At 39.2% G+C, this 12,940-nt stretch carries 12 protein-coding genes; 4 read left to right on the top strand and 8 right to left on the bottom strand.

Going from position 1 to position 12,940, the window contains the following annotated elements:
• The first annotated feature begins 347 nt into the window (after positions 1-347).
• The 3 genes from aceB (at position 348) to K5Q58_RS06210 (ending at position 4,906) form a co-directional block, all read left to right on the top strand.
• A complete protein-coding gene (gene aceB / locus K5Q58_RS06220; RefSeq protein ID WP_220753090.1) occupies positions 348-2,003 on the top strand; it encodes a malate synthase A in 1,656 nt (551 codons plus the stop codon).
• Positions 2,004-2,370: 367 nt separating this feature from the next.
• A complete protein-coding gene (locus tag K5Q58_RS06215) occupies positions 2,371-3,852 on the top strand; it encodes an HDOD domain-containing protein (RefSeq protein WP_374758482.1) in 1,482 nt (493 codons plus the stop codon).
• Positions 3,853-3,982: 130 nt separating this feature from the next.
• Positions 3,983-4,906, top strand: coding sequence for an alpha/beta hydrolase (locus K5Q58_RS06210; RefSeq protein ID WP_220753089.1), 924 nt, complete (start codon positions 3,983-3,985; stop codon positions 4,904-4,906).
• Positions 4,907-5,015: 109 nt separating this feature from the next.
• On the opposite strand, the gene K5Q58_RS06205 is transcribed toward K5Q58_RS06210, so the two are convergent.
• The 4 genes from K5Q58_RS06205 to K5Q58_RS06190 all read right to left on the bottom strand — a co-directional run bounded on the left by K5Q58_RS06205 (position 5,016) and on the right by K5Q58_RS06190 (position 7,682).
• A complete protein-coding gene (locus K5Q58_RS06205) occupies positions 5,016-5,492 on the bottom strand; it encodes a nuclear transport factor 2 family protein (RefSeq protein WP_259651258.1) in 477 nt (158 codons plus the stop codon).
• 45 nt (positions 5,493-5,537) lie between these two features.
• Positions 5,538-6,362 carry a M90 family metallopeptidase gene (locus tag K5Q58_RS06200; protein WP_220753088.1) on the bottom strand — a complete coding sequence of 275 codons (825 nt, stop codon included), beginning with the start codon at positions 6,360-6,362 and terminating at the stop codon, positions 5,538-5,540.
• A 212-nt stretch (positions 6,363-6,574) separates the two neighbouring features.
• Positions 6,575-6,976, bottom strand: coding sequence for a CopG family transcriptional regulator (locus K5Q58_RS06195; RefSeq protein WP_220753087.1), 402 nt, complete (start codon positions 6,974-6,976; stop codon positions 6,575-6,577).
• Entirely contained in the window at positions 6,936-7,682 is a 747-nt protein-coding gene (locus K5Q58_RS06190) for an AAA family ATPase (protein WP_220753086.1), read from the bottom strand. Before K5Q58_RS06190 ends, K5Q58_RS06195 begins: the two co-directional genes overlap by 41 nt.
• Positions 7,683-8,345: 663 nt before the next feature.
• On the opposite strand from K5Q58_RS06190, the gene K5Q58_RS06185 reads away from it, so the two are divergent.
• On the top strand, positions 8,346-8,558 hold the full coding sequence (locus K5Q58_RS06185) for a DUF3820 family protein (RefSeq protein ID WP_220753085.1): 213 nt from the start codon (positions 8,346-8,348) through the stop codon (positions 8,556-8,558).
• Positions 8,559-8,613: 55 nt separating this feature from the next.
• On the opposite strand, the gene K5Q58_RS06180 is transcribed toward K5Q58_RS06185, so the two are convergent.
• From K5Q58_RS06180 to K5Q58_RS06165, 4 genes are all read right to left on the bottom strand, one after another.
• Entirely contained in the window at positions 8,614-9,123 is a 510-nt protein-coding gene (locus tag K5Q58_RS06180) for a GNAT family N-acetyltransferase (protein WP_220753084.1), read from the bottom strand.
• Between the two features lie 113 nt (positions 9,124-9,236).
• The gene (locus tag K5Q58_RS06175; protein WP_220753083.1) at positions 9,237-9,539 is read right to left on the bottom strand and encodes an NrfJ; all 303 of its coding nucleotides are present in this window, start codon (positions 9,537-9,539) and stop codon (positions 9,237-9,239) included.
• A gap of 233 nt (positions 9,540-9,772) precedes the next feature.
• Positions 9,773-11,590, bottom strand: coding sequence for a bifunctional UDP-sugar hydrolase/5'-nucleotidase (locus K5Q58_RS06170; RefSeq protein WP_220753082.1), 1,818 nt, complete (start codon positions 11,588-11,590; stop codon positions 9,773-9,775).
• A gap of 166 nt (positions 11,591-11,756) precedes the next feature.
• On the bottom strand, positions 11,757-12,920 hold the full coding sequence (locus tag K5Q58_RS06165) for a CNNM domain-containing protein (RefSeq protein ID WP_220753081.1): 1,164 nt from the start codon (positions 12,918-12,920) through the stop codon (positions 11,757-11,759).
• Between the last annotated feature and the right edge of the window lie 20 nt (positions 12,921-12,940).

The following is a 12,940-nucleotide window of genomic DNA, read 5'->3' as shown; positions in this document are numbered from 1 at the left end:
TAAACCTTTGGTTAAGTTGTAAGACAATTTACCAATATCAATATAGATTAAAAGGGGTTTAAGTAAATGTTGTTTTTTATCAGTGATTTATCGTTGTTAACGTTTTGGTAATACCAATTTTAGCTATTGTTTTTGCTTGTTTTTATACCATTTGATGTTGTTGCAAATGCAAAGATTTCTCGTTAGGTTTTAGTTCGAAACAAACATTTGATGGTTAAATATTGGCAGGTTTGTTTGGAGATAGAGAAAGTAAGGCATTGAAGGTTAAGCGCGGCAATATCCAGTCGACAAGTTCAAACTTGCTTACTTCTCTCTTTGAAAACTGACTAATGCTCAAGGGGCTTAATATGACAGCAGAACAATTAATGGCTAGATATGCTAAATCACAGCCAAGTGCTGATACTGAATTACCTACTAGTGTAGATCTTGCGCTAATCGGTCCTAAGGTCCCTGGCCAAGAAGCGATTTTTAATGACGGTGCGCTTTCTTTACTTGCAGCATTATGTGAAGAGTTTAACCAAGAAGTCCCAGAACTATTGGCTAAGCGTAAGCAAAAGCAACAGCGTATTGATAACGGTGAGCTACCAGATTTTTTACCAGAAACACGTGCCATTCGTGATGGCGAGTGGACTATTCGTGGTATGCCTGAGGACTTAACTGATCGCAGAGTTGAAATAACGGGTCCAGTTGATCGTAAAATGATTATTAATGCCTTGAATGCCAATGTAAAAGTGTTCATGGCTGACTTTGAAGACTCACTGGCTCCAAGTTGGGAGAAAGTGGTTCAGGGTCAAATTAACCTTCGTGATGCAGTAAGAGGTGACATCAGCTTTACTGCTGAAAACACAGGTAAACATTACAAATTAGAAGAAGACCCTGCGGTATTAATTTGTCGCGTGCGTGGCCTGCATTTAAAAGAAAAGCATGTTGAATTTAAAGGCGAACCCATCCCTGGTGGGTTATTCGATTTTGCGATGTACTTTTATCACAACTATCACCAGTTATTGGCGAAAGGCAGTGGTCCTTATTTTTATATCCCTAAACTTGAAAGTCACATTGAAGCGCGTTGGTGGGCCAAAGTATTTGCTTATGTTGAAGAGCGCTTTTGCTTAAAACCTGGCACCATCAAATGTACTTGTTTGATAGAGACATTGCCTGCTGTGTTTGAAATGGATGAAATTTTATATGAACTGCGGTCAAATATTGTTGCACTGAATTGCGGCCGCTGGGATTACATCTTTAGCTATATTAAAACATTAAATAAGCATGCTGACCGCGTGTTACCTGATAGACAAGCTGTCACCATGGATACGCCATTTTTAAGTGCCTATTCAAGATTATTAGTTAAAACCTGTCATAAACGCGGCGCATTAGCTATGGGCGGCATGGCTGCCTTTATACCAGCAAAAACACCTGAAGCTAATGAGCAAGTGTTGCAGAAGGTAAAAGGTGATAAGGAACTTGAAGCACGTAACGGCCATGACGGCACTTGGGTAGCGCATCCTGGTTTAGCCGATACTGCCATGACAATTTTTAATGATTATATCGGTAATGGTACTAATCAATTGCATATTACCCGCGATGTTGATGCGCCTATTTTAGCTGATGAGCTATTAACGCCATGTGAAGGTGAGCGTACAGAAGAAGGCATGAGATTGAACATTCGTATTGCACTACAGTACATCGAAGCTTGGATTCAAGGTAATGGCTGTGTACCTATTTACGGTCTAATGGAAGATGCCGCAACTGCTGAGATTTCACGTACTTCCATCTGGCAGTGGATCCAACATGAGAAATCATTATCAAATGGCAAACTTGTGACTAAAGCTTTATTTAAAAGTATGTTGAGTGAAGAGCTCAACACAGTAGAGCAAGAGTTAGGTAGTGAACGGTTTAACCAAGGAAAGTTTAATCAAGCAGCGACTCTATTTGATGAAATTACCACATCGGATGGACTCGTCGATTTCTTAACCTTACCTGGATATGAGTTGTTAACGGCTTAATTCGAACTGAATGTAATCGTGTTTTATTGTTAGAAATGTTTAGTCAGAAAGAGTTGCCCTAAGTAAGTGGCTCATTTCTGGACCAGTTTAGCTGCTTTGCAGCTGATGTCCCCCGGGGTTACTCACCTACAGGTTACACCGGGTTTTTATCCAGTATTCGGAATATTAGCGCTAGCTAGTTGTGGTTCTTGATGCGAGGATTTTTAACTTCCTACCCAGTAAGTTTTCAACCATTCGCTTGTGTTGCGGCTCTTCGGAGCCGTTTTTTTTTTGCTAAAAAACAGAAGAAAAGTTGAATCGATTACATATTTGATACAATTGGGATTTGTAAAAGGTTATAGTAAAAATACTGTCATAATTGATGAGTATGGACTTGAAAATCTCACTACCAATAACAAAAGGCGTCGATTACTGGACTAAACGTATCAGTGATCAAGAAATGCCTGCTTTATGTTCCACTATAAGAGACTTAGAGAAATTAGCTAAGGATGATGTGTCCTCTTTAGCTTCTCTAGGGCGCAGTGTTATGCATGATAATGCGTTAACGACTCGCATTTTACGGGTGGCGAATAGTGCTATCTACAATAAAGGTACCAGCCATGTCACCACGGTTAGCCGTGCTGCTGTGGTTTTGGGATTTGATACTATACGTAATATTTGTATTACTGCTAAATTACTCACTAGCCTGCTTGAAAACCACAATCTATCAGAATCCGTTTATCAAAGATTAATCAAATTAATGGCCCATTCTTTTCAAGCCGCAATGCTCTCTAGAGTGATGTTAAAAGACTATGATGAAGCGCTGCGTGAAGAGGTGTTTATCGCGTCGTTGCTATATCGCATTGGTGAAAGTGCTTTTTGGAGTGTCGGCGGTGATTTTGTTGATAATTTAGACCAAACATTGCTTACTGCTACTTCGGCTAAAGATGAGAAAGCGATAGTCCGTGAATATCTAGGCACATCTTTTTCTCAATTAACCCAAAGCATAGCTAGAGCTTGGGGCTTAGGTGATGTACTGACCACTTCATTGTCACACCCAGATGAGAGGATGCCTGAAATACGCAGTATATTTTTGGCAAATGAAATCACCGAAGCTTTAAATCAACCCCATATCAATACTGAAAAACTCAATGAGCTATTAAGCGCGGCTGCTGAAATTCAGAATATTAGCTTAGAACAATGCAAAGCTAGGTTCAGTCGCTGTGCTGAGGCGACGGTTCGTTTAGCAGAAGATTATGGTGCTATTGAGTTAGTGCAGCATTTGCCTGAAACCGCTGAGATCATTTCAGAGCTAGATAAGCCTGCAGAAAAGCTGGTATTTCGTGAAGCTAATTTAGTTCTACAACTAAAAAAACTGCGTGAATTGACTGAACTTGCTATTCAAAAAGCTGACTTTAACCAAGTAGTGCAAACGACATTAGAAGGTATTTTAGATGGAGTAGGCGTTGATCGTTGTGCTGTAATGCTGTTGTCACCTAATCGAAAGCAATTATCAGCACGTATCGCATTTGGAGAGGGGGCTGAAAAGCTTAAGCAAGAGTTACTGATTGAGATGCAAGGTGGGAGTAACCCATTTATGCAAAGTATTAATCAAAAACAAGCGAATTGGTTACATGAGTTTGATGAACGAGAACTCAATGAATTAGCTTCTTTTGTGAATGCTAATTTTGACCCAAATAACTTTAAACACGGTTTCATGATTGCGCCGATTGTTGTTAATGAAAAAACGATTGGTTTGTTTTATGCGGATAAACACATTTCCCCAAAACAGGTAACCCAGCAAGATTTTGATAGTTTTTGCCATTTAACTCAGTTAGCTAACCTTTGTTTTGGGCTATCAGTCCATTAGAGTCTTGAGTCATTTATCGTTAATTAACTTAGGTTATTCAACATTGTTCAAACGACTAAATTTTGCGAGCGTCTATTTTTCGATTGCGCTCAAAGCCCTTATAACTAGAACTCTCATATCAAGATCACTAATGACAAGTATATTAGTAGCGAGCATGCTCATATCAAACTTGATTGCAGCTGAGTTAAATAACTTACCCTCAACCCAACAACTTCATTCAGACAGCATTGTTGTTGAAGATCACTCACGGCAACGATTGATTCCAGTTGAGCTTTATTACCCAGCAGCAGAGTATAATTGCAAAGATAACCGCCAATGTCCGGTGATGATATTAAGTTCGGGATATGGTCTGCTGCACACTGAGTATCAATTTATAAGCCAGCACTTTCAGCAGCAAGGGTATTTGGTTATTGCAGTTCGCCACGAGTTACCTTCAGATCCTCCTTTATCAAGAGTTCAGCCGTTTGCACAAACTCGTGCTGAAAATTGGCAACGTGGTGCTGATACGCTGAATTTTATTCAGTATTATTTTAGTGACCAGTACGTTAATCAACTGCATACGCCGGATGTTTACCCTTACTCTAGTTCAAATTTTGATTTTGAACATATCACCTTAATAGGTCATTCAAATGGTGGTGATATCTCAGCATTACTCGCAACCAATGGTGCGACTACTCTTTATGTAAATGATCTAGATACAAATGCTCTTGAAATAAAGAACCCTGATGAAAAAGCTGTGGCTGTAACCAATGGTAAGAGCGAATCATCGGATGCTAGCCAGTTTGAAGAGAGTCAAGTGGATTACATTAGCCGTATTATTACCTTAGATCACCGTAGAGTGCCTTTACCAAGAGATAAGGCAATTGATGTGCTATCAATAAGAGCAAGTGACTATCCTGCGGATGAAGGCGTTCTGCCTACTGAGGCAGAAGATGCAACAAATATCGCTGTGGTCAAGATTGAGGATTCAAGGCATAACGATATGAATGATTATGGGCCTATGTGGTTAAAAGACCGGATACTTAGCATTATCGATGAGCATATGCAGTTTTAGCTGTTGAATGGATTTGATGATTAAACAAAAGGCCTGTGGGTTGATTAATTCACAGGCCTTTTGGTAAAGGCTCTCCACTTTGAGAACCTATTTGTTCTATTTTAAAAGGTTAATTTTTCTTAATAAGCCTGGCCACCGCTTGAGCATCTTCATTAGGAACGGCAATGCTTAAATGATATTGCACTATCTTCCAGCCATCATCGGTTAATTGCAATGCTCCTGTGCCACGACACAATCCATAACTGGCGCTTTCAAGTAACTCATCAAACATGATGGTATTGTCAAACTGCAATAACTGGCGAGATTTAACCTCATAATGCCAACCATCTGTAGGTCTTGCATAGCCTGAAAATTGCTTCATATCCCAACGTTCAGTGGCATCGGTTCCGAGGAAGATAGCGTTGGCATGGTACAAAGAAAAGTAATTGTCCCAGTTAGCATCACTGGCGTCTTGATGCAGTTGATCTAATAGCGTATCAGCCTGCTGTTTAGATTCTATTGAGATGATGTCATTGGCTTCAGCGGGAAGCGATGACATCACCCATAAGCTGCTGGTTAATAGGAAGGTAAGCAGTGCATTTTGCATGGAAATTCCTTGTTCATTTTTATGATAAATCAACTAACAATGAAATTACTGCCAGTTGATAGGGTCAAGCTGATAAAAGTGACTTAACTCTTTATAAAGCAAATTGTGTTGTTGGTAAAATTCCTGTGGCTTTTCAAAAAAGGTTTCGCTAATAACCGCAAAAAACTCAGCAGGATTAGTTGCGCCGTAATAGTTAAATAAAGAAGGGATTTGCTGTCTTGCACAATGCTGTAAGCTTTCGAATTCTTGGCCTAATACTTTTGACCAGGCTGAGTAATCTGTTATATCTCTAAGAGGCGGAGCTCCGTTTGCTTGGCCGTTTTCTTGATCAAGCTGGTGGGCAAATTCGTGAATAACAACGTTTTGGCCATCGAATGGATCTGCAGCTCCATCAAGAGTGCTTTTCCAAGAGAGAATAATTTTACCATTGCCCCATGACTCACCTAACAAAACATTACGCTGATTTGACTCAACACCCGCAAAATCTGTTCCTCTTTTTTCGACAATAAAGGCGTATGGGTAAACCAAGATTTGTTTGAGTTTTGGATAAAAATCAGTTTGTCGATTCAGTAATAATAAGCAAGCTTGCGCTGCAATGGTGACTTTTACCTCATCCGTTATTTGAAAACCATCACAGCCCACAAACTCTTTTTCTTCGATAAAAATTTGGATGTGTTTTTTCAATTGTAATTGCAGATCGGTTGGCATAGCTTTGAAGTAGGGAAATCGACGTTTAAGAATTTGACGCCACTCTTTGGGGAAAGGTTGTTGGACGGTTTTTTCTCTGCGGCGCTGAGTTCGCTTTGGTTTAGAGATAATCAGACCAATGGCAATAACTGAAATAATGATCAGAACCAACAATGCAAACATATGCCTTCCTTGATGAGTAATAAGCTTAAATAAGTTATTGGGCGATTGAGAGAAAAATTCAAGGGCAGTTTAGTGAATACTAATACTAATTAAATTTAATATGATTTTTTGAAGTAAAAAAAACTGGCAAACAACTTACGTTGATGCCAGTCAAATAGGGGGAGGTATTGTTATTTTTCTAGTACGTTACTTAATAAGAAGTGGATAATTTTTTACTTTATATTTATTTCATTTTCTATTGCCCGCTGTTCTGGTTCGGATAATAGAAAGTGCTGTTGGATAAGTTGCCTTATTAGTTTCGATTTTGCGCTATGGCTGCTTAAACTCAATGCCGTAAGTTGCTCGATAGCTGCCTCACTTAATGTAAACGTTGCCCTTCTAAAAGGCTGCGATTTACCTGTTGATTGCGACGTTTCATTTAATGGCTCATTGGCTTGTGTTAACGCTAAAAGTTGCTCCATTGCTTTTTTATTTGAATCATCTTGAGTTCTATTATTGGGCTGTTTACCCATAGCGTACAAGTTTGCTGCTTCAATAAAATCATCAACCGACATTTGTGGCGAAAATTGAGATTTACATGGCGTAACGTTTTTCTTGAGATCTGCTAGCCCCATAAGTCCCCCTCAGCTGCGTAACATTACCGGCATCATTACGTTGTTGGATAAGTTGCTGTGCATTTTTAACTTCAAGCAATTCACAGGCAATATTGCGAATTTCGTTAGCCGCTTTTCCGCTAGGGTCTATTTCAATAACAGATAAACCTGACTCTTCACTGTCATCGTAAATATTACGACTGTATGTTATTGACTCAAGAACATTGATATCAAAGGTATTGCACACTTCTTTGGCTTCAAAAATTCTACCCGCTTGATTGGGTAAACTTGGGCATTGAGTTATCACAAATGAAGCTTTCATTTTTGGGTTAATCATCTTACAGGTCGCGATGATATCATCCATATGCTCCACGGTTTTTAGGTCACGGCGTTTTGGGCGTAAAGGCATTAATGCATGTGAGGCGACTGACAATGTGGCGCGTAAAGCTAAGTTATCTTGGCCACCACAATCGACGATGACATAGTCATAATGTTGTTCAAGGCTGAGTAAATCATTACGGATTTTTCCATATAACTGCACGCAATTGATGGCGGGCAGATCAGGATTATTGTTTCTTGCTTGGATCCAGTCTGATGTTGTTCTTTGGGGGTCACAATCAACCATGATGATGCTTGATTTAGCATCTTTCGCGAGAAAAACAGCAACATTCTGTGCGAGACAGCTCTTGCCACTTCCACCTTTTTCTCCACCGACTAATATGATCATCTTTACTTCTCCTGATGGGACAACGAGAACGGCTTTATAAACACTCGTTGTTGTTATACTCAGTCTTAAATAATCCAAACACAGTCTTGAACGCATCAAACACAGTCTTGAACCTATTACCACAGTCACAGTCTTGAACAAATCAGCCAAATTATGCAGCATTGTCAATAAAACAAATGCCATTCATTGGCAACATTTAGCTTTAATGTTATTAACTTTATGTGGAGAGTTGTAACAGGTCAATTGGTGGTAAATTGACGTTATGGCCGTTTTGACTGAACCGTGAATTTTTGACTAATACATGTGTTTGGCGTTTTTTTGACTTATTGAGTTCACTGCAATATTGAATGGCTTAACCCCTTAATTATGAGTAGCTTAAGGCGTAAAAACATTGACGCGAATATTTAAATCATCAATGAAGGCTTGTCGACTAGCTAACTGTCGTCCTAATTTATAGCTAAATAGTATTATTAAGCTGGTTGATATTCCTAAACGATATACTGAGTTCTGTATAATAAAGTGCAATCGATAGTGAATTATCACAGTAAGCTTGATTAGGTATCCCTTTACTGCAAAAATCCATCACTTAATAATTAAGCTGTGTTTATTATATTTTTGCTTATTCTGCGCCAGCTTGAGAGAAAGTTATGGGATTACTAATTTATGAATGAAGCTTTATTGTTAGAAGCAATCAATCAAAAAATGCCGTTTGGAAAGTACGCTGGTAGAAAGCTGCTAGAACTGCCAGAGCCATATTTAGTTTGGTTTCATGGTAAAGGTTTTCCCGAAGGGAAGTTAGGTGAGCAATTAGCTTTGATGTACGAAGTAAAGTTAAATGGTTTAGAAGAAATGCTGCAGCCTTTATTGAAAAAGTAATACTGGTTAAACAGCTAGAAGTTTGAATTGTACGATGAGTTAGTGAGCGAAAGATTCATTTACCTAACTCCTTAGTCATATAGAATCCATTGAGTACTTGGTCTTTGGTTATCTGATAACTCGGCTGAATCTGTTTAAACCCTTGCTTGAGAAAAAAGCCTTTAGATAAATAAGAAGCATCGACACTTAATGATGAGTAATTTTGTTGTTGAGCCCAAGCCTCTAGTGTTTGATAAAGTTCTCCAGCCAATCCTTGACGTTGCAGCGATGGTAAAATATATAAGCTATCTATATAGCCACGACTATGAAAATGGGTTTCAACGTTAATCAGTCCAACCACCTCTGGCAAGTCATTATCTTGGTTATCTCTAATCATAATCCAGCTCTGACTTCGCTGTAAGCGTTGTGACCAGTGCTTTTTAGAGCGAGGGGACTCTGACCATGCATTTAATTGCTCCGCACTGTATCTTGGGTGCACAATATGCTGAACACATTGATGAACAAGTAAACTGACTGGCTCTGCAAACTTAGGTTTAAAAGAGGTGATGGCTAATTGGTTGTTCATAATTTTTAAAGCTTACTGTATTAAAGACCATAAAACCCATCATCAAAATGGAGTCAAAAAAAATCGGCTAACATAAATTAGCCGATTATCTATTTATCTGAAACTAAAACGAGTTATTTCTTCTCGATTTTGCCTACAAATAATAATTCTTCAAACGTTTTGTTTAGCGTGCTGCTTGTGAAGTCGTTCATCCACATTTGCTCATTCATGCTAACAGTATCGCCTTTAGTGATTTCAACTTGAGGACCTGCTGCCCAAAACGTTTTATCTTCAGCTTTAACTTGTACGTATGTGTAGCCACCGCTGTTCATTGTTTCTAGAACTTCACCTTGGTGCATGATACCAGCAGCCCAAGCTGAAGATACGCCTAACGCTAATGTTGCTGCAGCTGCTAATTTGATTAATTTTGCTTTCATGAAACCGTTTCCTATTTGATTAGGCTAATATTTGCAATGATTCAAGTCATGAATCCACATAAAGATACAGCATTAAATCATGAAGCCAGCACAGGGTCTGTGATCAGCTGCAGATTTGTGAATACTACATTATCATAAATAATATTAACCTTAACTGATATATAAGGTTTTATAGTTGATATTTACTGAATGAGTGATAACTGGCATTGAGGCAATGTATCACCTAATTCGCGTTATCTGTGACTGACGTAGTACACATTGGGTTGTAATGGATTTTCAATTAAGTTGCCGTGTTGAGATACAAAGTCTACAAATGCTTCAGGTAATGTCATGGTATTCAAATCTTGTTGCCAATGTGCCTTTAACAGTGCGTCATAGCCTTCTTTACCCGCTGCGGTATATGCGCTGGATACACCTATATAAAGCTTTTCAGTATCGATTTTTCGCCATTCACCTTGCTGGAACTCTTCAATGAGTGTAATGCGATGGTTCATCGCAAGATTGCCATCATAAAAGTAGCGTATGCCATAGGTATAAGGGAAGCTACCTGCACCAGTACCAGTAACGCCATTATTCGTTGCTGAGTTAATAGCAGACTCAAGCACTTGATATAAATATTTACCTTGGATTTGATATTTAACTAATGGAAGTTCGAATGGCAATATCCGACCGAGTACATCAGCTACCGATAAGTTTCCTTTATTTAGTGACTGCCTAACTCCGCCTGCATTATGTAAGGCAAAGTCTAATTTGGGTTCAGACAATTTGGTCGCTTTGAACATACTACGACACACCCATGGAGCTATTTCGCTGCCATGAGGAAAGTGTTTACTTGGCAAGCGGGTATGGATTAAATCTCTTGGAATATGTGCCAGTACTTGCTCTTCAAGTGCATTAAGCGCAGGGCGGTAATCGCGCATAATTGTTTCGTGTACTTCAGCACAAGCCTCGCAGCCTAACACGCCAGGGTGCGCTTTTAATGTTGTGATTACTTTTGATACTTTCTCAGCAGTTATTATTGGCTCTGCAGTTATTATTGGCTCTGCAGTTATTATTGACGAGGCATTTATAGATTCTCGTGTTTTCGAGGTAGCGTCTTCTTTGCTTGATGGTAAGTGAGATACTTCAATCTGTTCATCAAGCATAAAGTAGTTATTGCCATTGATAGCAGTGCAACTTCCTTGCTCATCAAATTCAATTTCGGCAAGTCCCAATACTTCAGCGTATTTGCTGGCATGAATAATCGGGGTATTGTTTATGGTTTCTGCGTAATCCGTGTGGCTTAACCCTAAATCGCTAAAGCTACCTTGTAAGGTGTGGGAGTGGCCACCGACAATAATGCTGATACCGTCAACTTTTTCGGCAAGCTCTCGGTCTTGGTCAAGGCCAAGGTGACTAAGAATTATGATATGGTCAACACCTTGATTTTTAAGGATGTCGACCGTATTTTTAGTCGTTTCGATGGCATTAATAAAGTGAGTATCAGGATCTGGGCGAGCAATGAGAGGCATCTGATCTAAAGTAATTCCAACAATGGCGATTTGCTTATCATAAAAGGGTTTTAGCAAAAACTTGGCACATTGTTGCTTGTTATCATAATCCAATAGCATCGGATGATTCTTTAAGCGTCCCTCTTTATCTAATAGCTCTTCAGTTAAATCCATATTGCCAGCCAATAGCGGGAATTCAATACGATTTAAAAAGGCTAACACCGGGCTGTTGCCGGCATCAATTTCATGATTACCCAACACCATGGCGTCGGGTTTTAACATATTTAATAAATGGGCATTGGCAGCGCCTTGAAATTCGCGAAAATATAAAGTGCCTTGAAAGCTATCACCACCGTGAAGAAACATGAATGCTTGATCAGTGTTTTGGGCTCTTTTTCTGGCAGCTTCGATTTGATAACTGAGGCGAGCATAGCCGCCAGTTTTGGTTTCCGCTTGATATTTTTGACCATCAACAGTCAAGTTAAATTGAATTTTGCTGGGCTCGAAATTTGAATGCGTGTCATTGATATGAGCGAGCGATAGCGTGTAATTTTTAGGCATCATTTCCTCTATATTTACAAGGTGAACGATTAAAAGTTCCCTTGCTAGGTGACATTTTTTGCAGTGTCTGATTACACCTGTTATTTACGCTTTAAAAACTATTTTTAGTCAAAAAAGGGAGCAATGCTCCCTTTTATTTGATGGTTACTTTACTTCAATATGCTGTTCAGTCTATTGACGTATCACTTACAGGTTTTGATGCTGCTTGTGTGTTGGTAATTTGGAGCTTGGGTTTGTCATTTAAGCGCTCCTCATTATTCATGTCTTCTCGCTTAGAGAATTCACCATCATCTGACAATACTATACCTTTATGTTTCATGCGTGTGCTCCATAACTTGCGAGCCAACTGCTGCATATCGGTAACAGGATCGTTTGAGTCGACAATTTCTAATCCAAGTAAAGATTCGACAATGTCTTCTAAAGTAACAATACCCTCGCCAGACCCATACTCATCAACAATCATGGCAATCTTAGTATTGCGCTTAATCATTAATTCGAATATCGGTAATATCTTTGCAGTTTCAGGGATCACTAACAGGTTTTTTTTCAAGACCCCGATAGATTCCTTTGGCGTATAGCGTTCTGCTTGAATGATGTTGTTACGGTTAACATAGCCAATGATGTTATCTGGGTCGTTTTCATAAACCGGAATTCGAGTAAAAGGCTTGGCCAAATATTGTTGTACAAACTCGCCCTGAGATAAATGTAATGGCAGCTTAAACATAACCGTTCTTGGGGTCATGATTGCAGAAACTGGCATCTCTTTAACTGACAGCATTTGGGTTAAAATCGCTGACTCTTGCTTGTCTAGCTCGCCTGAACGTAGGCCTATTTCAGCCATGGCACTCATTTCTTGGCGAATATATTGGCCTTCGTCACCTTTGCCCATTAATTTGGTCACTTGAGATGACATCCAAATTAGCGGCTTAGTGAGCCTTTCCATCCAAACTAAAATCAATGACACAGGTGCTGCTAGTGAACGCCAGTAATTTGCACCTAATGTTTTAGGGATGATTTCAGAAAAGAATAAAATTAAGAAGGTAAGCACACCAGAGAATACTCCGAGCATTTCATCACCAAAAACTTTTGCAGCTTGTGCACCTGCAACAGCCGCACCAACGGTATGGGCTATGGTGTTTAATGTCAAAATAGAAACCAGTGGTGATTCCACATTTTGTTTCTGTTTATCAAGCCGCTCAGCAGCTTTAGGATTAGTTTTTGCCAAATTGGCAATATAACTAGGGGTAACAGATAGTAGTACCGCTTCAAACACACTACAAAGAAATGAGATTGTAATAGCGATAAATACTATAATGATAAGAGTTATCATAAAGGTGGAATTACACCTCC

Origin of the sequence: Shewanella sp. KT0246 (assembly GCF_019654955.1) — a bacterium.
GTDB classification, from domain to species: domain Bacteria; phylum Pseudomonadota; class Gammaproteobacteria; order Enterobacterales; family Shewanellaceae; genus Shewanella; species Shewanella goraebulensis.
This window is presented reverse-complemented; position numbering and strand designations above follow the sequence as displayed.

Excerpts from the sequence above, each read along its gene's own strand:
- K5Q58_RS06190 (WP_220753086.1), bottom strand. The coding sequence starts at position 7,682 with ATGATCATATTAGTCGGTGGAGAAAAAGGTGGAAGTGGCAAGAGCTGT.
- K5Q58_RS06200 (WP_220753088.1), bottom strand. The coding sequence starts at position 6,362 with ATGTTTGCATTGTTGGTTCTGATCATTATTTCAGTTATTGCCATTGGT.
- K5Q58_RS06165 (WP_220753081.1), bottom strand. The coding sequence starts at position 12,920 with ATGATAACTCTTATCATTATAGTATTTATCGCTATTACAATCTCATTT.
- aceB (WP_220753090.1), top strand. The coding sequence starts at position 348 with ATGACAGCAGAACAATTAATGGCTAGATATGCTAAATCACAGCCAAGT.
- K5Q58_RS06205 (WP_259651258.1), bottom strand. The coding sequence starts at position 5,492 with ATGCAAAATGCACTGCTTACCTTCCTATTAACCAGCAGCTTATGGGTG.
- K5Q58_RS06195 (WP_220753087.1), bottom strand. The coding sequence starts at position 6,976 with ATGGGGCTAGCAGATCTCAAGAAAAACGTTACGCCATGTAAATCTCAA.
- K5Q58_RS06180 (WP_220753084.1), bottom strand. The coding sequence starts at position 9,123 with ATGAACAACCAATTAGCCATCACCTCTTTTAAACCTAAGTTTGCAGAG.
- K5Q58_RS06215 (WP_374758482.1), top strand. The coding sequence starts at position 2,371 with ATGGACTTGAAAATCTCACTACCAATAACAAAAGGCGTCGATTACTGG.
- K5Q58_RS06175 (WP_220753083.1), bottom strand. The coding sequence starts at position 9,539 with ATGAAAGCAAAATTAATCAAATTAGCAGCTGCAGCAACATTAGCGTTA.
- K5Q58_RS06185 (WP_220753085.1), top strand. The coding sequence starts at position 8,346 with ATGAATGAAGCTTTATTGTTAGAAGCAATCAATCAAAAAATGCCGTTT.
- K5Q58_RS06170 (WP_220753082.1), bottom strand. The coding sequence starts at position 11,590 with ATGCCTAAAAATTACACGCTATCGCTCGCTCATATCAATGACACGCAT.
- K5Q58_RS06210 (WP_220753089.1), top strand. The coding sequence starts at position 3,983 with ATGACAAGTATATTAGTAGCGAGCATGCTCATATCAAACTTGATTGCA.